Annotated in this window: 33 protein-coding genes; 2 read left to right on the top strand and 31 right to left on the bottom strand. The window is 67.3% G+C overall.

Features of this window, described 5'->3' with window-relative positions; all coding sequences use genetic code 11:
• Nucleotides 1-10: 10 nt before the first annotated feature.
• The 15 genes from SAVERM_RS28440 to SAVERM_RS28515 all read right to left on the bottom strand — a co-directional run bounded on the left by SAVERM_RS28440 (nucleotide 11) and on the right by SAVERM_RS28515 (nucleotide 9,893).
• Entirely contained in the window at nucleotides 11-409 is a 399-nt protein-coding gene (locus SAVERM_RS28440; protein WP_010986911.1) for a hypothetical protein, read from the bottom strand.
• Nucleotides 410-507: 98 nt separating this feature from the next.
• A complete protein-coding gene (locus SAVERM_RS28445; protein ID WP_010986912.1) occupies nucleotides 508-840 on the bottom strand; it encodes a hypothetical protein in 333 nt (110 codons plus the stop codon).
• A 153-nt stretch (nucleotides 841-993) separates the two neighbouring features.
• Nucleotides 994-1,569, bottom strand: a complete 576-nt coding sequence (locus SAVERM_RS28450; protein WP_037645377.1) for a phage tail tube protein — start codon at nucleotides 1,567-1,569, stop codon at nucleotides 994-996.
• Between the two features lie 102 nt (nucleotides 1,570-1,671).
• Nucleotides 1,672-2,115: a hypothetical protein gene (locus SAVERM_RS28455; protein WP_010986914.1), complete on the bottom strand. Its 444-nt coding sequence runs from the start codon at nucleotides 2,113-2,115 to the stop codon at nucleotides 1,672-1,674.
• An 18-nt stretch (nucleotides 2,116-2,133) separates the two neighbouring features.
• A complete protein-coding gene (locus tag SAVERM_RS28460; protein ID WP_010986915.1) occupies nucleotides 2,134-2,373 on the bottom strand; it encodes a hypothetical protein in 240 nt (79 codons plus the stop codon).
• A gap of 3 nt (nucleotides 2,374-2,376) precedes the next feature.
• Complete coding sequence (locus SAVERM_RS28465; protein ID WP_010986916.1) at nucleotides 2,377-2,661, bottom strand: HK97 gp10 family phage protein; 285 nt, start codon at nucleotides 2,659-2,661, stop codon at nucleotides 2,377-2,379.
• Nucleotides 2,661-2,978: a hypothetical protein gene (locus SAVERM_RS28470; RefSeq protein WP_137865178.1), complete on the bottom strand. Its 318-nt coding sequence runs from the start codon at nucleotides 2,976-2,978 to the stop codon at nucleotides 2,661-2,663. Before SAVERM_RS28470 ends, SAVERM_RS28465 begins: the two co-directional genes overlap by 1 nt.
• 27 nt (nucleotides 2,979-3,005) lie before the next feature.
• Complete coding sequence (locus SAVERM_RS28475) at nucleotides 3,006-3,401, bottom strand: head-tail connector protein (protein WP_010986918.1); 396 nt, start codon at nucleotides 3,399-3,401, stop codon at nucleotides 3,006-3,008.
• Between the two features lie 19 nt (nucleotides 3,402-3,420).
• Complete coding sequence (locus SAVERM_RS28480; protein ID WP_010986919.1) at nucleotides 3,421-3,756, bottom strand: hypothetical protein; 336 nt, start codon at nucleotides 3,754-3,756, stop codon at nucleotides 3,421-3,423.
• A 30-nt stretch (nucleotides 3,757-3,786) separates the two neighbouring features.
• On the bottom strand, nucleotides 3,787-5,109 hold the full coding sequence (locus SAVERM_RS44965; RefSeq protein WP_010986920.1) for a major capsid protein: 1,323 nt from the start codon (nucleotides 5,107-5,109) through the stop codon (nucleotides 3,787-3,789).
• 15 nt (nucleotides 5,110-5,124) lie between these two features.
• A complete protein-coding gene (locus SAVERM_RS28490; protein WP_010986921.1) occupies nucleotides 5,125-5,754 on the bottom strand; it encodes a hypothetical protein in 630 nt (209 codons plus the stop codon).
• A 41-nt stretch (nucleotides 5,755-5,795) separates the two neighbouring features.
• Nucleotides 5,796-7,370, bottom strand: coding sequence for a phage portal protein (locus SAVERM_RS28495; protein WP_048894245.1), 1,575 nt, complete (start codon nucleotides 7,368-7,370; stop codon nucleotides 5,796-5,798).
• A complete protein-coding gene (locus tag SAVERM_RS28500) occupies nucleotides 7,370-8,668 on the bottom strand; it encodes a PBSX family phage terminase large subunit (protein WP_010986923.1) in 1,299 nt (432 codons plus the stop codon). Before SAVERM_RS28500 ends, SAVERM_RS28495 begins: the two co-directional genes overlap by 1 nt.
• 3 nt (nucleotides 8,669-8,671) lie before the next feature.
• Nucleotides 8,672-9,160 (bottom strand): helix-turn-helix domain containing protein, encoded by a 489-nt coding sequence (locus SAVERM_RS28505; protein ID WP_010986924.1) that lies wholly within the window; start codon nucleotides 9,158-9,160, stop codon nucleotides 8,672-8,674.
• A gap of 487 nt (nucleotides 9,161-9,647) precedes the next feature.
• Nucleotides 9,648-9,893: a hypothetical protein gene (locus SAVERM_RS28515; protein ID WP_010986925.1), complete on the bottom strand. Its 246-nt coding sequence runs from the start codon at nucleotides 9,891-9,893 to the stop codon at nucleotides 9,648-9,650.
• A 173-nt stretch (nucleotides 9,894-10,066) separates the two neighbouring features.
• Here SAVERM_RS28515 and SAVERM_RS28520 point away from each other — a divergent pair, with 173 nt between their 5' ends.
• The gene (locus SAVERM_RS28520; protein WP_010986926.1) at nucleotides 10,067-10,543 is read left to right on the top strand and encodes a hypothetical protein; all 477 of its coding nucleotides are present in this window, start codon (nucleotides 10,067-10,069) and stop codon (nucleotides 10,541-10,543) included.
• Between the two features lie 15 nt (nucleotides 10,544-10,558).
• Here SAVERM_RS28520 and SAVERM_RS28525 read toward each other — a convergent pair whose 3' ends face one another.
• The 10 genes from SAVERM_RS28525 to SAVERM_RS28565 form a co-directional block, all read right to left on the bottom strand.
• The gene (locus SAVERM_RS28525) at nucleotides 10,559-10,768 is read right to left on the bottom strand and encodes a helix-turn-helix domain-containing protein (protein ID WP_010986927.1); all 210 of its coding nucleotides are present in this window, start codon (nucleotides 10,766-10,768) and stop codon (nucleotides 10,559-10,561) included.
• Between the two features lie 135 nt (nucleotides 10,769-10,903).
• The gene (locus SAVERM_RS28530) at nucleotides 10,904-11,515 is read right to left on the bottom strand and encodes a hypothetical protein (protein WP_237528901.1); all 612 of its coding nucleotides are present in this window, start codon (nucleotides 11,513-11,515) and stop codon (nucleotides 10,904-10,906) included.
• 110 nt (nucleotides 11,516-11,625) lie between these two features.
• Nucleotides 11,626-12,186 carry a hypothetical protein gene (locus tag SAVERM_RS28535; protein ID WP_010986929.1) on the bottom strand — a complete coding sequence of 187 codons (561 nt, stop codon included), beginning with the start codon at nucleotides 12,184-12,186 and terminating at the stop codon, nucleotides 11,626-11,628.
• A 113-nt stretch (nucleotides 12,187-12,299) separates the two neighbouring features.
• Nucleotides 12,300-12,695, bottom strand: a complete 396-nt coding sequence (locus SAVERM_RS28540) for a hypothetical protein (protein WP_037645384.1) — start codon at nucleotides 12,693-12,695, stop codon at nucleotides 12,300-12,302.
• Between the two features lie 208 nt (nucleotides 12,696-12,903).
• Nucleotides 12,904-13,065 carry a hypothetical protein gene (locus SAVERM_RS42820; protein ID WP_010986931.1) on the bottom strand — a complete coding sequence of 54 codons (162 nt, stop codon included), beginning with the start codon at nucleotides 13,063-13,065 and terminating at the stop codon, nucleotides 12,904-12,906.
• A 9-nt stretch (nucleotides 13,066-13,074) separates the two neighbouring features.
• Nucleotides 13,075-13,764: a hypothetical protein gene (locus SAVERM_RS28545; protein ID WP_037645387.1), complete on the bottom strand. Its 690-nt coding sequence runs from the start codon at nucleotides 13,762-13,764 to the stop codon at nucleotides 13,075-13,077.
• Nucleotides 13,761-14,297 (bottom strand): hypothetical protein, encoded by a 537-nt coding sequence (locus tag SAVERM_RS28550; protein ID WP_010986933.1) that lies wholly within the window; start codon nucleotides 14,295-14,297, stop codon nucleotides 13,761-13,763. Before SAVERM_RS28550 ends, SAVERM_RS28545 begins: the two co-directional genes overlap by 4 nt.
• Nucleotides 14,294-14,686: a hypothetical protein gene (locus SAVERM_RS28555; protein ID WP_010986934.1), complete on the bottom strand. Its 393-nt coding sequence runs from the start codon at nucleotides 14,684-14,686 to the stop codon at nucleotides 14,294-14,296. The genes SAVERM_RS28550 and SAVERM_RS28555 overlap by 4 nt, the downstream gene beginning before the upstream one ends.
• A gap of 69 nt (nucleotides 14,687-14,755) precedes the next feature.
• On the bottom strand, nucleotides 14,756-15,487 hold the full coding sequence (locus tag SAVERM_RS28560) for a hypothetical protein (RefSeq protein ID WP_052082294.1): 732 nt from the start codon (nucleotides 15,485-15,487) through the stop codon (nucleotides 14,756-14,758).
• Nucleotides 15,488-15,819: 332 nt separating this feature from the next.
• Nucleotides 15,820-16,467, bottom strand: coding sequence for a hypothetical protein (locus SAVERM_RS28565; RefSeq protein WP_010986936.1), 648 nt, complete (start codon nucleotides 16,465-16,467; stop codon nucleotides 15,820-15,822).
• 90 nt (nucleotides 16,468-16,557) lie between these two features.
• Between SAVERM_RS28565 and SAVERM_RS42480 the strand changes: the two genes are divergently transcribed.
• Complete coding sequence (locus SAVERM_RS42480) at nucleotides 16,558-17,088, top strand: hypothetical protein (protein WP_137865177.1); 531 nt, start codon at nucleotides 16,558-16,560, stop codon at nucleotides 17,086-17,088.
• 217 nt (nucleotides 17,089-17,305) lie between these two features.
• Here SAVERM_RS42480 and SAVERM_RS28575 read toward each other — a convergent pair whose 3' ends face one another.
• Genes SAVERM_RS28575 through SAVERM_RS28595 form a run of 6 tightly spaced genes read right to left on the bottom strand, consistent with a single transcriptional unit; the run spans nucleotide 17,306 to nucleotide 20,591 of the window.
• Entirely contained in the window at nucleotides 17,306-18,715 is a 1,410-nt protein-coding gene (locus tag SAVERM_RS28575) for a DNA cytosine methyltransferase (protein ID WP_037645390.1), read from the bottom strand.
• Nucleotides 18,712-18,834, bottom strand: a complete 123-nt coding sequence (locus tag SAVERM_RS45385; RefSeq protein ID WP_255222028.1) for a hypothetical protein — start codon at nucleotides 18,832-18,834, stop codon at nucleotides 18,712-18,714. Before SAVERM_RS45385 ends, SAVERM_RS28575 begins: the two co-directional genes overlap by 4 nt.
• On the bottom strand, nucleotides 18,834-19,271 hold the full coding sequence (locus tag SAVERM_RS28580; RefSeq protein ID WP_010986939.1) for a hypothetical protein: 438 nt from the start codon (nucleotides 19,269-19,271) through the stop codon (nucleotides 18,834-18,836). The genes SAVERM_RS45385 and SAVERM_RS28580 overlap by 1 nt, the downstream gene beginning before the upstream one ends.
• Entirely contained in the window at nucleotides 19,268-19,510 is a 243-nt protein-coding gene (locus tag SAVERM_RS28585; protein WP_010986940.1) for a hypothetical protein, read from the bottom strand. The genes SAVERM_RS28580 and SAVERM_RS28585 overlap by 4 nt, the downstream gene beginning before the upstream one ends.
• Nucleotides 19,507-19,734, bottom strand: coding sequence for an ArsR/SmtB family transcription factor (locus tag SAVERM_RS28590; RefSeq protein ID WP_010986941.1), 228 nt, complete (start codon nucleotides 19,732-19,734; stop codon nucleotides 19,507-19,509). Before SAVERM_RS28590 ends, SAVERM_RS28585 begins: the two co-directional genes overlap by 4 nt.
• Nucleotides 19,731-20,591 carry a BRO-N domain-containing protein gene (locus SAVERM_RS28595; RefSeq protein ID WP_010986942.1) on the bottom strand — a complete coding sequence of 287 codons (861 nt, stop codon included), beginning with the start codon at nucleotides 20,589-20,591 and terminating at the stop codon, nucleotides 19,731-19,733. Before SAVERM_RS28595 ends, SAVERM_RS28590 begins: the two co-directional genes overlap by 4 nt.
• Nucleotides 20,592-20,974 lie beyond the last annotated feature (383 nt).

Consider the following 20,974-nt stretch of genomic DNA (forward strand, 5'->3'; position numbering starts at 1 on the left):
GCCTTCACCGTCAGGAAGCCGCTGTTTCTTCGGCAGCCACCCGTTGGTGCTCCGCGAGGGCAGCCGCCAGCTTCTTTGCGTACTCGGTGTCCTGAGAGCCGGGCTTGGTGGCCTCGTGGTACTTGCGGGCCCGTTCGGCCCGTGCCACGGCAAGCTCCCGGTCCGCCTCGATCTGCTCGGGGGAGCGGCGGTCCGGCTCTTCCCACAGAGGGAGGTCGGGGACCTTGCCCTCGATGTGGTGTCCGGCCCAGGCGATGCGGGCTTGGAACTGCGCCACGGCGAGCAGCTCCCGCAGCATGTAGTCCGATTCGGTCCAGCGGCGGCGCCCATGGTCGCCAGCCATGGCGGACTTGGTCATGGAGTCGTACGGGAGGGCGAGCACGAACTCCCACAGCTCCAGCCAGGACATGGTCCCGGTGCCGGACTCATTGCGGTGGAACTCGTTGAGGGACCGCCCGGGGAAGTACCGGGCGATGTCCGCTCGCAGGTCGGAGGGGTGCTCCTCGATCAGTCGGAGGAGCTGGTCGATTCCCCCGTGCTCACACCGGCGTCGGCCTGGAGCGCGTCGAAGATGTCGAGCAGGTCACCGGTGGTGAGCCCCAGCTCGAAGAGCCGCTCGGTCTTCTCCTTGCCGAGCAGGATCTCCGTCTGCGCGATCAGGTCGTTCTTGTCGGGGAGCGACTGGATCTTCTTGTACGTCGCGATCGGGAGCCAGTTGAACAGGGGGAAGACGAACTTCTCGTCCTCCACGATCACTTCCAGCTCCTTGGTGCCGGTGGCCTCCAGACGCTGGGCGCGCAGGGTCTCCAGCTTGATGCGCTTGCGGTTGGGCTGAGTCATGTCGGCACTCCTCGTGCTCTCGCGGGTCTGCGCGGGTCAGGGGAAGCACTGGCCGAGGAGCAGACCCGCGAAGGACTCCCCGGCCAGTGGATTGAGGTGGACGCATGGGGACTTCACGGCAGAGGCCGTGATTCACTGCGCGTCCAGAAGGGGTCAGGCCGGGAGCGGGACCTTCCCGAGCATGTAGTTGATGGCGCTGACGCCGGACGCAGCCTCCAGGGCGGTGAACGTCAGGTCGTAGCTGACGGTCTGGTCCGCCTTGTAGACGATGTCGCCCTTCGCGGTGACCTCGGCACGGGCGACGGTGATCCGCTTCGGGTAGTCGCCGTCGATCACGTCCATGCCGAGTGCGTAGTACAGCGGCTCCGGGTTCTCCGGCTCGTTCCAACTGATGAACTGGGTGTCGCCAGTGCCGGACGAGGTCATGTCGGCGATGTCCACGCCGTAGAAGAGCGAGACCGTGTGGGCCTTCGTCTCCTGCGTGACGATCTTGAAGGTGTTGGTCCGGTTGGTGATCTGGGTCCGGAGGGGGCGCTTCCTGCCCCAGCCCTTGAACTCCTGGCGGTCCTCGTTGAGGGATTCCGTCAGGCCGTCCTCGGTGCAGTAGCCGAGGTCGATCCAGTTCGCACCCCAGGGGGTGTACGGCTCGGTGGGTGCGGTGGTGCCGACCGGGGCCACGTAGACCGCGCCCGTGACGCCAACCCTCACCTGCGTGTTGTCAGCAGACATGGATTCTTCTCCTGTGGTTGTCGCCATCACGAAGACGGGCATGGCCAGTTCCGTTCGAGGCGGGGATGCCTGACAGGCCGGGATGGCCCATGGCGTCGCGGGTCAGACAGGGCGAACGCGGAGGCCGACGATCAGGCCGATCCGCGTGACGTTGGTGTTGGGCTCCTCGGGGCGAACCGCAGGGCCCGTCTCCTCCCAGGTGCGCAGCACGAAGCCGCCGTCCCGGGAGGTGCCGTGCATCTGCTCGAAGGCGGCACGGACTTGGGCGACCGCGTCAGTGGCGGCCACCCGGCTGGACGTGTTGGCGCCCTCAGTTGCGTAGACGTCCAGGGAGATCCGGGCCTCGTCGTGGAGGCTCCGGCCCTGGGAAGTCCTGGTGACGCGTACGCCCCCGATGCGGTTGACCCAGATGAAGGGGAGCGCCTCGGTGAAGGCGCCTCCGTCCGGCCGCACGGTGGAGGCTTCGTACCCGAGCACTTCGAGCAGGTGGTTCACGACCATCTGCTCCGTGTCCGGGAAGACCAGAGAGGTCAGGGGAACGGTCACCGCGGCCTCCTGGTCCTGCTAGTCGGCCGAGGTCTTGCCCCGGCGCTTGACGGGCTCCGGCGGGGCCTCAGTGGCCTCGTGCGGGGCTTCGGGGGGTTGGACGACCTCGGGGAGCCGCCCGAGCCGGAGCACAGGCTCAGCGCCCTCCAGGTGGCCGATGCCGCTCTGGACGAGATCCCTGACCTCGTCGTCGCGGACCTCGACCACGTCACCGGGCCATCGGCCCTTGTACGGGAAGGTGAGCTTGAAGGTGGCCATGGATCAATCCCTTGCGGCATCGAGTGCGGTGGCGATCGTGTTGTGCGGGGCCTGCTCCCGGGTGCCGAGTTCGACGTACACCGAGTACTCCAGGTCGGAGACCACGAGGATCTCTCCGTCGGAGCCGTCCTCGGCGTGAATCGAGTCCCGGAAGCGACCGGAGTCCACGGGGGCAGTCGCTTGAGCGACGTCCACCACGCGGCCGGCTCGCTCGTGCAGGTCCTGCTGGACGAAGTCCTCGAAGCCCAACGCCTCGATCGCGACCTTGTTGGGCTGGAAGGCGCCCATCAGCCGGTGACCTCTCGCAGGACGATCCGCATGTGGTCGAGCTGGGCGATGGGCCCGGCTCCGCGCTGGACCTGGGGCTTGCCGTGAACCCTGTACGTGACGCCGTCCACCTCGGCCTGGTCGACAGCTGTGACGACGGCCTCGGGCGGGAGGAAGACCTCCAGGTCGGTGATGACCTGATCGCCCTGCTGCTCGGTCTCGGTGGAGCTGAGGAACTGCACGCGGGCTCGGTAGGTCGTCCGCTCCGCGTCGGACCAGTCGACGACCCGGTTGTTCTGGCGGTCCCTCGTGGCTTCGGGCCGGGTCAGGATCGTCACGTCGTCAGTGGGGAGGAGCAGCATGGCTCACCCCCAGACGCGCGGGAAGACGGGCAGGAGCCCCTTCACCTGGAGCAGGTCCAGCAGGTCCTGGGAGACCCGGGGGGTCGTCCCCTTGCCGTCACGGCCTCCTAGGGCCCGGACGATGCTCTGGTTCCCCAAGGTCATGGAGGCCACGTTGGCGTTGGCCCCCGTCTCGTCTCCAAGGGCGCCGATGTACTGCGCTTGGATGCAGACGGCCTCCCGGAACACTGCCGCGAGGGCGGGGTCCGTGGGGAGGCCGTCTGCGTTTGTCTCGTACACGGCTCCGGTGAGGAGCCTGTCGAGCTTGGTGGACGCTCGGTCCAGGAGCCGGGAGGCGTTGGCCGGGACCGGATCCGGATCGAGGTAGTCGGTGAACTCCTCCACCGTGGCGTACGCCATGGCGGCCTCCTTCCTGACGTCAGAGCGACAGGCAGGCGACCGTCACGGAGGCCACGGCGCTGAAGTCGACGAACACGGTGTCCGTGCCGTCCGGCTGCTCGTAGTCGTCCGGGAAGGGGCCGAAGAACCTCTCGGCACTGGCGGCCACCGTGGCGGTGGGGGCGGTGACGGCCTGGCCCTGCACGGTGCGACCGATCTTGAGCGTCACGGTGATCGAGGCCCCCGAGGCGTTCTTGACGTGGAGCACCTGCTTGCCGCTGGAGCGGAGGGAGACCCCCGCCACGTCCGGCGTCACGTAGGTCGCGGTCAGGCCGGTGGTGGCGAACCGCTGCGGGGTCAGCGCAGTACGCGCCATGGTTGTCCTCCTTGGAGGCGGCTGACGCCGCTACTGGACCTTGATGTTGCGGAAGACGGCCGCCGCCTTGGTGGCCTTGAGGACCACGGCGATCGGGCCCATCTCGACCTCGCCCTTCTTCACGGCGCCGGCGGTGGTGAAGTCCGGGAGGTAGGTGGAGACGATCTGGCCACCGACCGTGGTGACGCCGTGGAAGCCGTCCAGGCCCATGCGGACCGCGTACAGGTCGGTGAGCCCCGAGACGGCGCTGTTGCCCGTCTGGGCCACCGCGACGGCCGGAGAGGTGCCACCGGTCAGGGAAGCGCCCGAGGCGGTCACGCCGACCGACAGGTCCGCGAGGTCACCGGTGAAGGTGAGGGTCTTCACGGTCGTGCCGGAGACGGTCGCGTTGCCGGTGCCCACGTTGGAGAGGCCGGTGATTGCGCTCTGCACGGTGGAGGCGTTGGCGTTGTACGCGATGCCCGAGGTGGTCTGGGTGCTGCCGCCGACGGTGACGCTCACCGTGTAGGTGCCGCCCGTCGGGGACCCGGTGACCTCCAGGGTCCAGGTCGAGCTGTCCGGGTCCCGGGTCTCGATCGGGATGATCGGGGCCGAGGTGCCGGGCTTCTCGCCGGGGTCGACGAACACGATGTTGCCGTACTGCTCGCGCACGATGGGCCGGCCGCCGGGGCCGAGGAGACCGTCCACCGGGCTCTGGACGTACTGACCCGCACGCCGGGCGAGCGCACGCACACGGGCCAGGGCGGTCTTGTTGCCGAGGACCATGGTCGGAGCGCCGTCCAGCAGGGAGAGCCACTCGTCCAGCGTGTCCAGGGCCACCTGGGCCGAGGCCGGGTTGGTGTCGAAGTCCGACCAGTTGGTGGTCTGGGTCGCGCGGAACTCCGTGTCGGAGCCCCGGAGCGCCTTGTCCAGGCCGTCGAAGCCGTTCTCCGCGTCGGCGTCCTCGCCGCCGTCCACGTCGCCGTTGATGACGGCGTCCTGGAAGCGGGTCTTGGTCGCCTTGATCTTCTGGGCCATGTTCAGCGCCACGGCGCCGGACGCGGCCGGGCCGACCTTGGCGATGACGCGGTCAACCTCGAAGCTGCCACCGAGGACGGCCAGGTCGACGCTGTAGCGCTGCGTCTGGACGTTGCTCGGGGCGTACTCGGTGTTGAGCGCACGGAAGGCCGCGGTGGGCTGGGTGACCAGACGGCGGTAGCCGTAGGTCAGGGTTGCGCCGCCACCGGCAGGGTTCACGACGTCGTCGAAGGTGAGCGCGTCCAGGACGGCGCTCTCCTTCCGGAACTCGTCGATGACCTGGACGTCTACGGCGTCCGTGGCGTTGTTCTTCGCCTCGCTCAGGGTGACGGGCATGGGTTCTTCCTTTGATCAGTTGCCGCGCATCCGTGCTGCCACGGCGTCGGCGAGGTTGGTGGGCTTGCGGGCTCCTTCGCCGCGCCCGGACATCTCCGTCCCGCTACGGGCGGGAGGGGCGGGGGCGGTCTTGAGCTTCGGGTTCGACTCGACAGCTGCCTTGATCGCGTCGCCGACCTTCGTGGCGAAGTCGTCGGCGTCCGGGTCCAGGTCATCGACCTGCTTCAGGAAGCCCCGGCTGTCGAGCAGGGCGTCCGCGTCCGCGCTGTGCTTGGTGGCGGCTCGGTACACCGCCAGCTCCACCGCGCTCTGTCGGGCCTTGCCCTGCGTGGCGGTGAGCTGCTGTGTGAGCTTCTCGGCGTCCGGCTTGCCGTCGTCGAGCTTGATGCCCGCCTTCTCGGCCAACTGGGCCAGCAGGGCGGACTGTCGCTGGAGTTCGGTGGTCGTGCTCTTCGAGCGGTCCTCGTGCTTGCGGGCCTGGGCCTTCCACTTCTCGGCCTCGGCCTGCCAGTTCGTCTCGCCGCTCTTGCTGCCCTTGTCGTCCTTGACGGACTCGGGCTGGGCCGTGCCCTCGGGAGGCGTGGTGCCCTCCGGGGGAATGCCGGGGTTCTCCGCGCCCGTGCCGGGCTCTGCGGGTGTCGCCATGGTCGTGCTCTCCCTTGTCGGGTGGGGGTGCCCATGCGGGCTCAGCGGGCCACCAGCGGCTCGCTGACGTCTTCGTTGACCTGTGAGCCCTCGGGGCTCTTCTCGGGCTGTCCAGCGGGCTCCTGAGCCCTCGCGGGGTGGGTCGGCTGGGGCTTGGCCTCGGCCTGGTCGGCCTTGATGCGCGCGACCTCTTCGAGGACCTGCTCATCCCGCCAGTCGGGGTTGAGGCGACGGACCTTCTCGTACGTGGAGATGGCCCCGGCGGTGTTCAGGTCGTTGAGCTGACGGGCGGTCTCGCCCGGGTCGGGCGTGACGACGTCGGGGAACTCCACGTCGGGGATCTGGGGGACGACCTGGGACCGGAAGACGGTCCGGTCGATCTCCAGCAGCACGCCGAAGAGGTGGGCTAGGGCGGGACGCCAGTAACTGGTCTTGTTCGCCCGGGTCGTGAGGGACTGACGCTCCCGAGCAGCGATCTCGGTCGCCGTCGGGTTGCCGCTGCCCTCGCTCGTCACGCCGAAGGTCTGAAGGCTGTACCCGGCACCGAGGATGATTCGTTCGGCCAGGTCGGCACAGAGGGCGCGGTGCTCCTCGGTGCGGATGTTGAACTGGACCTGCTCGATGACCGAGCCCTTGTCCTCGCCGGGCTCCAGGTTCAGCGGGGCGAACAGCTCACGGTCGATGTCGAAGTGAGCACCCTGGCCCTTGCCGAGGTTCTCCAGGACCTCTGTCCCGACCAGGAGTCGGGCTTTGCCCGTACGCAGGTCGCGCATCCAGTCGCTGTACGCCTCGTCCAGAGCGTCCATAAGCGCTTCGACACCGGAGAAGTCCGAGCGGCCGAGGTTCGCGGCTGCGGGGAGGTGACGCCAGAGCTTGTTCGGCTTCAGGTTCGGGATGTACTGCGCCGTGAGCTTCGGCGTCCCGGTCGGGATGCCGTCGCCGTCGATCACCAGGTCCGCGAGACCAGCCGTCTCCGGGAAGTCCGTCAGGGCCATCTGGACACCCAGCTCGTTCGCCGAGCCGATCCACACGGAGTGCCTGATCCAGCCCGGCTCGTGCCGTTCGAGCTGCCGGACAACGGTGTTTGCGTCCTCGCGGATCACGTTCCAGAACGTGACAGCGCTCAGCCGGCCCCACTTCCACTCGGGGACAGCGATGTCGGGGGAGGCCGCGACCAGCCAGGGCTTGTCCTGGATGCTCTGGTCCCAGACCACACGGAGGTACACCCCGCCGAGGGCGGCCGACATCTCGGCGGCCTCCCGCAGGACGGCGTACGTCGTGTCGTCGGCGAGCTGGTCCAGGCGCTCCTGGGTGGCCGCGTCGTCCACGGTGAGGTTCAGCGGTGCCCCGAAGAGCAGGTTGGCGCTGACGGCGGCGATTGCCCCCGCGAGCGGCACATGGAGCTTGGAGGGCCGCTCACCCATCGGGGTGGGCTGACCCCAGAACCACCGCCCCAGACGGGCCAGGAGGCCCTTCCGGCGCGCGGCGGGCCTGTCGTTCGGGGCGTTGAGGTACGCGTCCGTCAGGCCCTCGGGGGTCCCGGCATACCAGGCGCTCCAGATGTCCTGTTGGGCGAAGACATCGGCGAGTTCCGGAGGAGGCCATGCGGTGCCCATCACGCCACCTCCTCGAAGTTGAGTTCGACGTGGGGACGCCAGATGTGCTGAGTCGTCTTGATCGCGTAGCGGAGGGCATCCACGCTGTGGTCGTCCTGCTTGAGGGGCTTGTCCTCGCCGAGGAGGGACGCCTTGGGGTCCCAGACGTACGAGGCCATCTCGTCCAGCAGGTGAGTGCAGCCGCGATGGATGCGGAGCTTGTCGGCGGCCAGCAGGTTGGCCACGATCCGGATGCCCGACAGGACCTTGTTGTGGGCCCGCATCGAGCCCAGGCCGTCTAGCTGGAGCTGCTTCCGGAGGGAGGCGGCCGACGGGTCAACGATCAGCCGGGGCGGCTCGATCCCCTTGTCCCTGCTACCGGGGACGGTGAGGGTGCGCATCCAGGTCCGGAGGCGCTGGGAGATCTGCCCGTCGCTGAGCTGCTCCTCGGTGTGGCCGTCATGACGCCACTCGTTCGTGACGTAGACGCACCCGTCGGAGCCGATGCCCACCAAGAGGGCGGCCGTGGCGTTGCTCGTTCCGTAGTCGAGTCCGACCCCGAGCCACTGCACGATCTCCGGGACGATGTCGACCACGTGACGTTGGTCGTCGAAGACCTCGTACACCGCGCCCTCGGCTATGCACCACTCACCGAGGATCAGCCGCTTGTACAGCAGCGGCGTGGCCGCGTACTCCGCCTTGCGCTGCTGCACGTACGTCGGCGTCAGGGTGGGGTTGTCGTCGATGACGAACGTCAGCCGGGCCAGGTCCAGGTCGTTGCCGGGCGTCCGGACCTCACCGGTCCTCGTCAGGTGCACCCGGGCCTTGTCGAGGTACTTCTTCTTCAGCCAGTGGTTGGCGCTGTCCGGGTTGCTCGTCCCGATCAGGCGCGGGTTCGCGTCCGACATGCGGGAGGTGAGCATCGAGAAGAAGCTCTCCGGCATGGTGGACAGCTCGTCCACGTACGCACCGACCAGGGAGAGACCCCGGATCTTGTCCTTGCTGCTCTCGTCGTTGCCGCTCGCGATGATGATGCGGCGGCCCAGGAGCGTCAGGACGCCCTTGCCCTCGTTGTACGAGCAGAGCTGGGTGCCGAGAATGCTTACGAGTTCGTCGATGCAGTTCTGGCGAAGGGTCCTGGTGGTCTTCCCCGCCATCAGCAGGTTGCCGGGCGGCCCGTTGCGTACGAAGTCCAGCCAGTCGATCAGGGACGTGATGGTCTTCGCGGAGCGAACCGATCCCTCGTAGATCGTGATCTGGTGCTGACGGCTGATCTGAACACCCAGGCGCTGCTTTGCGGTCAGCGGCTGGAGGTCCACGGCCTACTCGTCCTGCTCGGGACGCTCGCTCAGCATCGCTCCGAGGAAGCGGTCCATGGCCGAGAGGTTCTTGTCGTCGTGCTCCGCGTCGAACTGGGCGAGCTTCAGGGCGCGGTCCAGGGCCTGGGTCGCTGCGGACGTCAGGTCCTTGGTCTCCCGGGCCGGAGGCTCCTGGAGCCACTCGGCAACGGGCGCCCCGGTGTGGGTCCAGCCCGTCACCAGGTACCGGCTCTCGGCACGGTCGAGCTGGTGGTTGAAGAAGTCCATCAGGCGCTGCTGGGCCTGCTGACGCTGGTCCTTCAGATCGACCTGACGGGCGTCCGTGGCGGCCCTGACGGCCTCCCTGTCGAAGGAGAGCCCGAGGCGCCGCGCGTGGTTCGTGATGGTGCCGACGGCGAAGCCCATCTGACGGGCGATGGCGTTGCGGCTGACGCCGTCAGCGTGGAGCTGACGCAGAGTCGCTTCGTCTGCTTCGGAGAAGGTGCGGGCCATGGCCGGCTCACCCCCTCACGTGCGTGTGGTGACGGGTGACCGGTCAGGGGCTGACGGCCGTCAGGAGGTCTTCGCTCCAGAGATTGTTGATGTTCAGGCTCGGGTAGGTCCTGTTCGTAGGGCTTCCAGGAGGGGGCGTAGCGCCGGAAGCTCACCACTGCTCGTCAGACGAAAGGACTGACCGGTTCCTTCCGAGAGTCGGAGGAACCCAGTCGGGCGGGCGTGACCAAGGAACCCAGGCATGTACAGACGTGCCGGGATCTTGGCACGCCTGTTGGCCCAAGGTCCCGGGGAAAGGGACCAAGCAGTGCACACCCTTAACGCGGCTCTTGGTGCAGCCGCCGCAGCCCTCGCGCTCGGAGCCGAGGTCATCCGCTTCCTTCGTGACCGCCGGGACCAGAGGAGGTCCCAGGCGTCCGAGGAGGCTGAGGACGAGAGCTGACTGAGCCGGCCGTCTGGCGCTCCGGGGCAGGGCGTCAGGCGGCCGTCAGATGAGGGTGGTCTTCACGGGCCTGTCATGGCCCCAGGCCTTGAACTCGTCCAGGCTCTCGGCCTTCGCCTCGTCCCGAACCCTCTTGGCGAACCGGGCCAGCTCCAGGAGCGTGCAGGTGACCTTGGAGTCCAGAGGGGTCCGGCTGATGCGCTTGACCTCATCCGGGTACTTCAGCTCGATCTCGCTCACGCGGGCCGATTGGAGGAACTCGTACAGGTTCTGGTTCTCGACGGTGGCCATGGGGCCTCCTTGCTGTTCGCGGGCCGGGTGTGCTGACGGCCGTCAGACGAAACTCACGGCTAGATCACGACTCGGACGTATGTGTAGATCGCATGTATGTCTCATGCATACTCTGTGCCGCCCGACTCCTCGTGCACGACGTAGTTGCCGGTCAGGGCTCCAAGGAGGCTGTCGTGGAGAACCCGTCGCCACTTCCCCCGAACGTTCCCCCGCGCCCGTCTGGCGCTCCTACAGCGCACACCACGGCTAACTCGACGGACTCGCCGGACGGCTGGCGGGACGAGTACGAGAACGACCCGGAGTACCAACGCATCCTGGCGGGGGTGGAAAGGCCTTGGTGGAAGCGGCCGGTGGCCCTGTGGGGTGGCGTTGTCGCCGTTGCCGTTGGTTCGTTCTTCCTGGGCGGTGCAGTCCTGGGGTCCGGCGACAACTCGGGCAGTCCTTCCCAGGATTCCTGGGTGCAGGATCAGGTGGACGACCAGCCGCAGGGCAACCAGCCGGCCGGGATATCCCTCGCGCAGAAGAGTCAAATCCTGAGCAAGTACTGCAATCGGCAGGCTGGCGGTCCGTACAACGTGTCGGAGGCTGCGCTCCTGGAGTGTCTACAGAGCTACGAGGTGACGGACCAGGGCATGGTCATGCCGAAGTAGCCCAGGGCTCCTGGATCAGGCGGCACGGACCAGCACGCGTCCGGCCTTCGCCCTCGTGGCCATCTCGGCCCTCGCGACGTCCAGATGGCGGAAGAGCTTCTGGCCTCGGTGATCGAGGCCCTCGACTTTCAGGTGGCCTCTGCGGATCCACGAGTAGACCGTCTGCGGGCTGACGCCCGTCAGGTCGGATGCTTCTCGGATCGTCAGCCAAATCTCGTCCTCCACTGAAGCCCTCCCGTGCACATGCGAAAAGCCCCGCATCTCCAGAGGAGTCGGGGCCTGCATGAGGACGTACGTGTCCTGTTGATCGCGATTATGCGGTGCACTAGTACAAAGTGCAAGCACCCGTTCTGACGGGCGTCATGACGCCGGACCGTCGTCGTCGGCGTCCTCCTCGCGGGGGTCGACGTTGGCGGGGTCGGGGTCCTGCATCAACTCGAAGCGCCGCCGTTCGGCCAGCTCGTGCTGGGCGGCCCTGCGCTGCTTCTCTTCTGTCCGCTCGGAGAGCGACGGAAGGGGATCGGAACGGATGTAGGCCGACAGGAGGTCGGTCAGCTCGTCCGTCAGCTCCGCGAGCCAGCTCACCGCGAAGAAGTGCCGGACACCGGCGGCCCTGAACCGGCGCATGACGATCAGGAGGGACTTCACGCGGTTGCGGAGTTCCCGGTTCGGGATGCGGGCCACAGCCCTCTCGACGTTCTCCATGTGGCCGAACACGGTGTCCAGGTACGACGCCCGCTCGTCCGTGGGCATCGTGGCGACGTCGCTCCTGACCGAACCCAGGAACTCCCCGAGCGTGATCAGCTCGTTCAGGGCCTTGTCCGCTGCTTCCTGGCCGATCTCCGCGAGGCGGGCCTCCCGGGCCAGCTTCCTCTGGTGGGACAGGGTGAGCCACACGCCCCCGAAGGACGCCGCACCACCCACGAGGGCACCGCCGAAACCGATGAGACCGGAGAGCACTTCAGGTTGCATGACGATCATCATGCCGACGGGGCCAACCTCATGGGGCTGAACCCGTCAACTCCTCCACCGTCGGCCCAGTTGCCGAGGACGGGCCATTTGCACGAGGGACGTCGTGACGGTCAGAGTCGGCTGTCCGCGTCGTAGGCCCAGAACTCGCTGATGTTGCCGATGGCCGTTCTGAAGGCTTCGGTCTCCTCGGGGAGCCGGCGTGCTCCTCGTCGGACTGCACCTATGCAGTCGACGGCGTGTTGGAGTACCTCCCGGATCACCGGAGCGGATTCGGGATACTCGTGACCGCCAGGGCCATCGAAGACCACGTAATGCCAGTCCGCCAAGATGTCGACCGTGGAGTTCAGCCGCTTCCTCAAGTCCTTGTGGTGGAAGAGCGGGATGGTGAGCTTGAGGACATCCACTTGGTCTGTCATGTCGCTCTTCCAGGACTCGGGCGCGTCCCCGCTCACGTACTCGGGCTCCTTCCTGAACAGTCGGAGCAGGGTCAGCAGCGCTCTCCCGCACTCCTTGGTGGCGTGGTCGAGTTGCTTTTCCCGCTCCTGGCGATTTACCTGCCATCGGATGCCCAGGAAGGCCACCACCGCACCGAGGAGCGTCCCTGTGAGGCCCACCAGGGCGACGGTGTAATCCTTGTTCAACCCGAAGAGGGCGATTGTCATGTGATTCACGCCGTCATCATGCCGACGGTGGCACCCTCAAGGGCTGATCCCGTCAACTTTTCCGTACTGGCTCACCGGTTGGCCGACGAGTCCGTCGACTGACGGCTCGGGCGAGGTGCGTCTCATCCGAACGGGTTGCCGCCTTGGGCCTGGACTCCGGCGGTAGCCGCTGCCAGGTAGGCCGCGAAGGTCTCTCGCTGGTTCCACGTGAAGAGGACGGTTCGCGAGTTGTTCGCGATGGCCTTCTGTGCCTCGGCCGTGGCGATCCTGAGCTGTCCCCGGTCCTCCTCGGTGGCGAGCTGTACGTACCCGTTCACGAGTCGAGTCGGCTCCTTGGACTGCACCTTGATGACGTCACCGAGGGGGATCACGGCGTCTTTGGCGCCGGTCACCTTCCCCATGAGCTTGCGCTTGATCTGAGCGCGATCTGCGTAGAGCGTCACGGTCGCGACGTAGCCCTTGAAGATCTGTGCTTCGGGCTTGGGTGCGGGCGCACCCTTCGAGAGGTCGTATGCCATCGGGACAGTGTGCCGCTTTGCCTGTCGCGTTGTGGACGCTATGCCCGAAGCCCTGGCGTCTGCTGGCCGTTCACCCGTTCCTGGAGCGGTCAGCTCTGGTGCGGGCAGCCGGATACCCACCAGCCGCAGGAGGAGCAGTACTGGTACGTCGGGTCGGCTTCGCAGTAGGTGGGTGCGAGGCGGACGAGGATCTTCTTCAGCAGGTTCATCAGCCCTCCTCGTGCGCCTTGATCTCGTTCACGAGGTCCCGAAGCTCCTCGGGGCTCACGCCTCCGGCCTCGGCGGCCTGGGTGGCGGAGACGACGATCGTGTGGGCGTAGTCGGTGGAGCCGTCCGCCATCGCCTGGCGGTACATCGCTGCGTAGTCCATGAACTGTCCTCAGTCTTCGGTGGGCCGGACGACGGTCACGTGCGTCCGGTTGGGCTGTTGGGGGTCGGGGGTGAAGGTGGCCGTAGCCCCTCCCCCGAGGTCGCGGACGTAGGGCGTAGTAGCTGTAGCCGTAGCTGGGTTGACCTGCGGCTCTACGCCTTGGGGAGAGGGGCTCACAGGGGCGGGGGAGGGGCTGCCGGGGATGTCCTGGCGGTGGACCCCCACGGCCACCCCGATGCCCTGCACACGGACGCTGTGGCGCGTGGGGATCCCCGCGGCCTCCATGAGGCGCCGGACGTCCTTGACGCTCCAGGTCCTCCCCGGGGTCTCCTTCGTGAGCTGCTGGGCGACCTGGGAGAGGTGGACTCCCTTGCGGTCTCCGGCCAGCTCCCAGAGGAGATCCGCGAGGTCGTCGGGGTGGAGGTCGGGCTCCTTGGCCTCGGACTTTTCCTGGGCCGGCTGTGCTGCTCGCCAGGCGGCGATGCACCAGATGACCACCAGGAGCCACATGAAGGCCCGGGAGGCGGACAGGAGCCCCCAGAGGACTCCCCCGGGGATCGTGAGGAATATGACGCGGACCACGTAGTCCGAGACCTTCTCGCCCGCCTTGAGCCACGCGGTGATGCCTCGGGCCGTACCGACGGTCAGGGCCGAACTCCCCTTGGCGAGGCGCTCCATGACCTTCCGGAACCTGGTCACAGGACCACGCCCGTGATCTTGTCGCCGACGGTGTTCGTGATCGTCACGAGGGCGACCGAGGCCATCCCGCTGAACCCGGCGCTCAGGCCGAGCATGACGCCCGCCGTGACGCCTGCCGCGATCTTCCCCTTCAGGAGCTTCGCGCCGCTCTTCCACAAGGCGACACAGACCACGAAGTAGATGCACAAGAGTGCGCATCCGCCGGGCGACAGGGCCTTGAGGCCGGACCGCGTCACCTCGGGCGTCACGGTGCCCGTCGCGGCCGTCAGGGACCAGTTGCCGATCAGGCTTCCGGTGTTGAGCAGGAACCCGGCAGCCGTGCCGATCAGTCCTCCGGCAGCCGTGATCGCGATCATTCCGAGGGACATCGAGCTGAGCAGCGGGATCAGGGCCTTCGGGTCCCGGCCTCCTCCGCCACCGGGTCCAGGACCCTTCCCGCCACCGCGCCACCACTTCGTGAGGTGCCAGGCCAGGATCCCCAGGCCGATGGTGACGGCGCCGAGACTGACGGTCGCCGTGGTGACGCTGTTCATGCGGGGCTCCCGGTCATCATGCGGACGAAGGCAGAGAGCAGGGGCAGGGCGCCGACGGCCCCCAGGGCTGCGGTCCACACGAAGACGCGGGTGACGAACCGCTGACGGATGTGGTCGAACCACAGAGCCGCACAGAGGGCCGCTCCGGCCATGAACCAGGCGCCGGGCTGGCCCTGCTCCGTGCGGACGTCCCGGAGGGCTCCGGCCCACCAAGGGGCCGTGATGACGGAGACGAGCAGGCACTTGGTGTTCCGGCCGAGCTGGAGCCAGCGGAAGTCCCAGCGGCTCTCCTCGGGCTGCTCGGTGGTGAGGTGGACGTGGACCTCGGTCGGAGCGCACCCGGCGCTGTACGGCGGGTAGTTCGGGGGATCGGGGATCTTGTCGGTCATGGCGACCTCCGGGCAGGTGGGCGCGCGTGCTCAAGCTGATGGCGAGCGCAGCGCGCCGATGGGTGTGGTTCAGGCCGCGATGGCGTCCGGGAGGTCCTTCAGGTGGGGCTCAGCCAGCTCGACGCGCTTCCTGCTCTCGCGTGCGGTGCCTTCGCTGTTGGGGAGACCCGCGTCAGTCAGGGCCGCCACCATGTGACGGGTGGCCGGACGCCGGTTGCCCAGCTCGTCGTAGAGAGCCCGGATGACCTGGTCGATCCGGTCCCGCTGCGTCAGCTCCTGACGGGGCTTCTCCGGCTCCGTGACGGGCTCCGGCTCCTCCGTCACCTCGGGCTCGTCCTCGGGGGCCTCGTCGGCCTCCTGGGGCTCCTCCGAGGCCTCGTGCTCGTCGGCCTCCATGACGGGCGTCACGAGCGGGACTGACGGCACTGGCGGAGCCGTCAGGGCGTTCTGGCGCGAAGGTTCGGGCGCCACGGTCTCCAACGATTCCTGGACAGCCGGCGCAGGCACGCTGACGGGTTCCTCCACCCTCACGGCCTTGGGCGTCAGGCGCGTCGCGGCGGCCGTCAGGTGCAGCGTGTGAGCGGCCACCAGAGGAGGCACGGCGCTGACCGCCACGACGACGGCGGGGGACTTGTCCAGGTACCCGGCCTCGATCAGGTGGGAGGCGACTTGGGCCGTCATGGCCAGTGCGAGGGCGATCAGGGCACCGGCGTTGGCCTGCTTCCGCTCGGTGCTGCCCTTCGGGAGGGAGCCCGCGATGGCAGCGGCGACGGAGGCGTACAGGCTCAGGACGCCCGGCATGATCAGGGCGAAGCGCCAGTCCCACCCGGCCAGTACGGCGAGGCGGTACTCACCGGGGGCGCTGAGGGCGAGGGCCGCCGCGAGGACGGCAGGGCGTCCACCGGTGATGGCGGCGCGGACGAGTAGGGGTAACGGGGTTGTCGGAACGGCAGTTGACCCTGACGGCGTTAAGGGCGCCAGGGTAGGTTCGAGCTTGGGCACGGGAGGACTCATCTCCGGTGTCTAGGGGGCCGGGCTCAGCCGCCAAGCACGCGCCCGGCCCCCGCTGACGGTCTTCGGTTATCTGTGCAACAGATTAGCGGTATCCGCTGACGGGCGTCAGGGGTTGACGCTCAGGCCGTCAGGCCCTGCGCCTGGCTCTGCACCAAGAGCCGGTAGTCGCGCTCGTCCAGCCGGACCGAGGGACACAGCGCGCACTCAGCCGACCAGTCCCCGGGAAAGTGCCTGACGAGCGTCAGACCTTCGCATGACGGGCACGTGACGCCCCTAAGCAGCTCCTTGCGCGGCTGTGTCATGGTGATCCGCTGGACCGTGTGGACCAACGCCCTGATCTCCTCGGCGAACTCGACAACCCAGGGCTGATCGCAGATCCAGGGGAGGTGGGCCGTCAGCATGGCCGTCATGGCCGTCACGTTCGTCTTGACGTGGTCCAACGCCCTTTCCTCGGAGACCGCCTGGCACCACGATTCCAACAGCGCGAGGAACGGCGTCTCGCCCGTCTGGTCCCGGGCGTCAGTGACGGGCTGACGGCTCGCGGGACCGAGCAGATTCAAGACCCTCTCATCGCCCGGTACAGGGGCGTGCAGACGCTTCGAGGAGCGCCCGTCACCGCCACCGTTCTGTCCCCGCTGACGGCACCCCTCCAGCCCCCGGTACAGCTCGGGGAGGGCGGAGAGGTCACCGCGGATTCGACTCCGGCACCGGTCGCACGTCTTGGCCTCCTGCGGGGTGCCGCAGACGAAGCACTCGTACAGGTTCATGGGTGGACCTCCAGGACGGTAATTCGGGCGATTACACGAACGGCCTAAGCGAAGTGGCGGGCGTCGAAGCGGCTCGCAATCATTTTGACCATGTTCAACGCCGACATCCTGCCCATCTTCATTGCGTCGCCGAGTGATGTGAAGGAAAGGGATTACGTGAGGAGGGTGGTGGCGGAATGGAACGCCCGAAGGTGTTCATTGCAAAAAGTGGCATTCATTCCGATTGCCTGGGAGACGCACGTCTTCCCAGATCTAAGGACTCCCGGCCAGCGTGTTATTGATCAACGCTTGGTAGATACCTCCCATGCATGCGTTGCTCTGTTCTGGATGAAGTACGGCGGAGCCATCGACGGCACATCAGGCACAGAACATGAGATTGACCGGTTCTGTGCGGCAAACAAGCGAGTGATGGCCTATTTCTGCAGACGAAAGAGGGATCCATTCGATGCACATCATTACGCCGACGACATTCGGAGGGTAGAGGAACTGCGCAAGCGGATGCAGTCGCTCGGGATCACGGGAAAGTATTCGTCGCGGCAGGAACTCAAACGGAAGCTCCTTGACGCGCTTGACGACGTAGCGATCGAACATAGCCAACAGAAGGGCAGCAATTCCCCTTAGATGCGTAATGGGTGGACCTCCAGGACGGTCAGGCGGAGCAGGGCGGCGTACTCGCCCCGGGTGGCCCCCTCAGGGATCTCAGGGGTCTGGCTGAGGACCTCATGGATCCGAGCCGGCTGGCCCTGGGCGACCTGGTGGGCCAGGGCCAGGAGGACTCCGAGATGCATGGCGGTCTCCGAGTCCTCCAGCGCGAGGGCGTCAGCCACTGCGGTCAGGTTCATGCGGGTTCGAGGGCCTCGCCCGTGACGGCCTCGACCACCATGGCGACTAAGTCCCGGGCGGCCGGGGGCGTGACCCCGTTGCCGATCAGCTTGACCTTGTTGCGCTTGGACGTCGGCGTGAGGATGTAGCCGTCCGGCAGCGCCATCGCACGGGCGTACTCCGAGGGCTCCAGCATCCTGAACCTCAGGTCCTCGAAGTGCTCGATCTCTCCACCCGGCAGGACCGCGTGACGGTCCAGCGTGGTGACCGTGCCGAGCGGCTCAGCGGCCGGACGGGCCTTGCTCGTGGAGTAGTAGGGCAGCGTCATCGCCGGGGCCTGGACGAGACCGTGGTGAGTGCCGCCCGCACAGACGGCCGCCAGCGGCTCCGTGATGGCCCGGTGGGAAGACGCCCCACCCCGCAGCTCGACCATGTACCGCAGCGCGAGTCCGGTCTCGTTCCGGGTCGTGCAAGTCCTCAACGGCAGATGGGCCGGACGTGCCACCTTGCCCTGACGTCCCTCGACCGGGACGAGCAGGTGGTCGCTGGCGAACGCCTGGTACCCCGCCCTGATCCGTCGGAGCGTCGACTCAGCCAGAGGCCGCTTCCGTTCTCCGAGGGTCTTGGCCGGGAGGCTGAAGTCGATGGCCGCGGCAGCCGCGCGGGCCTTCGGCTCCAGGGCCTGGTCAGCACACGACGTGTACGGGCACCTGAAGGTGTACTGGGAGCGGAACTTCCCGTACAGGCGGTCCGGCCGTTTGAAGCGCTGGACGACTCGCACAGGGCCATGGGTCGGGCACTCGGCCTGGGGCCTCAGCCACTTGTCGAAGTCGGGGGCCCTCTCGCCGCTCCTCCAGAAGATCGCGTAGAAGCGGTCACGGCTCTGAGGAGCGCCGGGCCCGAGGGCCTGGGCGAACATCGAGTTCAGGAAGATCAGGCGGTGCTCGTACCCCCAGGCGCGGATCGAGTCGAGCCAGGCCTTGAAGACCGCTCCGGGCTTCCCCGGCGGCCCCCACTGCATGACCTCGACGACGTTCTCCACGATCATCGCGCGGTACTGGTGGGACTCGGCGAAACGGACGACGTCCCACATGGTCGCGCGGCTTTTGATCGCGGCCTCGTCGATGCCGCTCGTGGCCTTCACTCCGTCCACGTACTCGCCGTGGCCCTGCTTCTTGCCAGAGGCGAGGGAGTGGGCGGTGCAGGCCGGAGAGGCCCACAACAAGTCCGTCCTCGGATACCGGGTCGGCTCCACCTCGGAGATGTCGGCCAAGTCGTGATCGGCGTCCGGGTGGTTGGCCTGGTGGGAGTCGATCGCGTCCCGGGCGTGGTTGGCGGCGAAGGCCACCTGAACGCCCGGGACCATCGCGGCACCGGTGGAGGACCCACCGGCACCGCAGAACAGATCGGTCAAGCTCAGGGTCACCGGGCCCTCCGCATCTGGCGGACGACCGCGGCGATCAGGCCGGTGACGATGCCGAGGGCGAGGAGATGGAGGGCGTAATTGGCGTACTGGATCGCCTGGGTGTGGTTCGCGCTGAACATCAGCCCTGCGCCCCCTCATCCGGGTAGCGCCACTCGATGATCCCGTCCGGGGTATTGAACGGCTCGCCGTAGACCCCGTGCATGGCCCTGACGTCGGAGAAGTGGATAAGTTCGCTGGCGTTGAAGCCCCAGATCGGGTCCAGGTGATCGAAGGGGATCAGCTCCCGCTTGAACTCGTCCTCCGGGAACGTGGGGTCCTCGGGGCAGCCGAGGAGTTCCTTGGCGACCTGGTACGGCACGAGCGGCTCTCCGCAGACGCCGTCTCCGTGGTTCTGGTGGCAGCTCCACTGCTCAGCGACGACGGCATGTCCGACTTCGAGCCACCTGGCCTCTCCACTCGGCACCTGCATGACGCGGTGGTTGGCCCAGAGGTCCTCGGCGATCTCCTCGATCCGGGTCCGGATCAAGTCGTTCAGGCTGACGGTCGGCTGGTTCATCGGTCGTTCCCCCCGCTGATGTCGTTCAATTCGTTGAAGCGCTCGACGTCCTGCCAGAAGGCGGTCAGCGCGCGGTCCTTGTCCGGGCCGAACAGCTCCTTCAGGGAGCGGTCCGCCTGGTACTCGAAGACCCGGATCTCGCGGGTCGTGACGGCCTCGATGCAGCCGTCCTCCAGGACCACCAGGTCCTGGACCATCTCCGGGCCGGAGCAGACGAGGTACTGGTCCAGGGCGCTCACTGGGGCACCTCCGGCAGCCAGACGCCGTTACGCCTGCGGACCAGGCCCCGGTCCTTCAGGGCCCCGATGTGGTGGGAGACCGTGGAGTGGCAGAACCCGAGGTCATGACCGATGGAGCTGCTGTTCTGCGGCTCGGCGGCGACGTTCAGGTACGCCCAGACCAGGCGGGTGGACGGAGCCAGCTCCGTGTCCGTGAGGACCTCACGGATGGCCTGGGCGTTCACGCGGCCACGCCCGAGCCGGCTCGGCGGGCCCGCAGGGAGCGCATGTGGGCGCCGAAGTCCAGAGCAGCGCCCTTGATGTCGTCCAGGGTCATCACGCCGTCCGGGCACTGGAGGTTCAGGACCGACGTGATGTAGTTGACCCCGTCGTCCAGGGCCTTGAGCTGCTCCTTGGTCAGGAAGTCCTTGGCGACCTTCGAGGGCCGCAGATCCCCGGCCTTCGCGCTTCGGTACTCCCGCTTGTAGCGCTCGCCGCTCACCTGAGGCTGGCGCTCGCGGACCGTCTGAGCGGTCATGCCGAACAGCCCGAGGTAGATCATGTTCTGGACGTCCGCGAAGTCGCGGTCCTGACCACCAGCGTCCCGGACGGCCCGGATGATCGAGCGGTAGTCCTTGCGTTCCTGGAGACGGGCCTCCAGCAGCTCGTCGATGGTCTGCTCGACCAGGGGCTTCATGGTCTTGAGCTGCTCGACCGGAGCGCTCGCGTTGACCACGAAGCCCTCGCGCTCGATCTGCTCCAGGAGGTCGAAGACCTGGTCCCGGTACTCGGCGGCCTTCGGGAGGTTGGACCTCATCATCAGGTGGAAGGCCCCGCGCTTGTAGATGACCTTCATGGTCTGAAGCCCGCCAGCGGTCGGGATCAGCTCGTTGCCCACGTAAAGGGTCCGGGAATCTCCCGGACCCTTTACCAGGGACCGGATGAACGACTCGGCGTCGGCCTTGTAGTCGATGGCCTTGCCGAGGTCGGCAGCCACCACGAAAGCCGCCTTGTGCTCGGTGCTGAAGCCCATGCGGAGGGCGGTGTCCGGGAAGATCTCCTGGACCGCCCTGAAGATGCTGGGCAGGTGCGAAACGCTCATTGCAGAGAACTCATCTCGCTCGTAGAACGCCCGGCCGGTAGTCCAGTGGGCGGAGCAGTGATGAGTCAGTTCTCTGGCGGGAGATGCCGCTTGCGGCGACAAATGAAATGTAGCACTAACGGGCCGCCTATTTCTACCCGACCTACATTCTGGGGCCTCCGGGAAATCTCTCGGACTATTCTTCGCACACAGGAAAGTCCGAGTAATTCGGAGGTTCGCCAACGTGGTATCTGGGTGCTTATGCTGGGGCCCAGACGCGACGAAGCCCCCGGGGCTGGTAACCCCAGGGGCCGCGTCAGAGGAATTTAAATTCCTCGGGTCCAGGAGGCTCCTACACCTCTCAGGACCAGCAGTCCCCGCACACCTTCACGAGACGGGAACCA

This window comes from Streptomyces avermitilis MA-4680 = NBRC 14893, assembly GCF_000009765.2.
Taxonomy (GTDB): domain Bacteria; phylum Actinomycetota; class Actinomycetes; order Streptomycetales; family Streptomycetaceae; genus Streptomyces; species Streptomyces avermitilis.

Bases quoted from the DNA above. Each gene is read 5' to 3' on its own strand.
- SAVERM_RS28490 (WP_010986921.1), bottom strand. From the start codon at position 5,754: ATGGCGACACCCGCAGAGCCCGGCACGGGCGCGGAGAACCCCGGCATT.
- SAVERM_RS28595 (WP_010986942.1), bottom strand. From the start codon at position 20,591: ATGAGCGTTTCGCACCTGCCCAGCATCTTCAGGGCGGTCCAGGAGATC.
- SAVERM_RS28475 (WP_010986918.1), bottom strand. From the start codon at position 3,401: ATGGCGTACGCCACGGTGGAGGAGTTCACCGACTACCTCGATCCGGAT.
- SAVERM_RS28465 (WP_010986916.1), bottom strand. From the start codon at position 2,661: ATGGGCGCCTTCCAGCCCAACAAGGTCGCGATCGAGGCGTTGGGCTTC.
- SAVERM_RS42820 (WP_010986931.1), bottom strand. From the start codon at position 13,065: ATGGACTACGCAGCGATGTACCGCCAGGCGATGGCGGACGGCTCCACC.
- SAVERM_RS28505 (WP_010986924.1), bottom strand. From the start codon at position 9,160: ATGGCCCGCACCTTCTCCGAAGCAGACGAAGCGACTCTGCGTCAGCTC.
- SAVERM_RS45385 (WP_255222028.1), bottom strand. From the start codon at position 18,834: ATGTTCAGCGCGAACCACACCCAGGCGATCCAGTACGCCAATTACGCC.
- SAVERM_RS28480 (WP_010986919.1), bottom strand. From the start codon at position 3,756: ATGGCGCGTACTGCGCTGACCCCGCAGCGGTTCGCCACCACCGGCCTG.
- SAVERM_RS28445 (WP_010986912.1), bottom strand. From the start codon at position 840: ATGACTCAGCCCAACCGCAAGCGCATCAAGCTGGAGACCCTGCGCGCC.
- SAVERM_RS28530 (WP_237528901.1), bottom strand. From the start codon at position 11,515: ATGCAACCTGAAGTGCTCTCCGGTCTCATCGGTTTCGGCGGTGCCCTC.
- SAVERM_RS44965 (WP_010986920.1), bottom strand. From the start codon at position 5,109: ATGCCCGTCACCCTGAGCGAGGCGAAGAACAACGCCACGGACGCCGTA.
- SAVERM_RS28495 (WP_048894245.1), bottom strand. From the start codon at position 7,370: ATGGGCACCGCATGGCCTCCTCCGGAACTCGCCGATGTCTTCGCCCAA.
- SAVERM_RS28515 (WP_010986925.1), bottom strand. From the start codon at position 9,893: ATGGCCACCGTCGAGAACCAGAACCTGTACGAGTTCCTCCAATCGGCC.
- SAVERM_RS28565 (WP_010986936.1), bottom strand. From the start codon at position 16,467: ATGAACCTGTACGAGTGCTTCGTCTGCGGCACCCCGCAGGAGGCCAAG.
- SAVERM_RS28560 (WP_052082294.1), bottom strand. From the start codon at position 15,487: ATGCCGGGCGTCCTGAGCCTGTACGCCTCCGTCGCCGCTGCCATCGCG.
- SAVERM_RS28440 (WP_010986911.1), bottom strand. From the start codon at position 409: ATGTCCTGGCTGGAGCTGTGGGAGTTCGTGCTCGCCCTCCCGTACGAC.
- SAVERM_RS28580 (WP_010986939.1), bottom strand. From the start codon at position 19,271: ATGAACCAGCCGACCGTCAGCCTGAACGACTTGATCCGGACCCGGATC.
- SAVERM_RS28550 (WP_010986933.1), bottom strand. From the start codon at position 14,297: ATGAACAGCGTCACCACGGCGACCGTCAGTCTCGGCGCCGTCACCATC.
- SAVERM_RS28555 (WP_010986934.1), bottom strand. From the start codon at position 14,686: ATGACCGACAAGATCCCCGATCCCCCGAACTACCCGCCGTACAGCGCC.
- SAVERM_RS28540 (WP_037645384.1), bottom strand. From the start codon at position 12,695: ATGGCATACGACCTCTCGAAGGGTGCGCCCGCACCCAAGCCCGAAGCA.
- SAVERM_RS28460 (WP_010986915.1), bottom strand. From the start codon at position 2,373: ATGGCCACCTTCAAGCTCACCTTCCCGTACAAGGGCCGATGGCCCGGT.
- SAVERM_RS42480 (WP_137865177.1), top strand. From the start codon at position 16,558: ATGTTCAACGCCGACATCCTGCCCATCTTCATTGCGTCGCCGAGTGAT.
- SAVERM_RS28450 (WP_037645377.1), bottom strand. From the start codon at position 1,569: ATGTCTGCTGACAACACGCAGGTGAGGGTTGGCGTCACGGGCGCGGTC.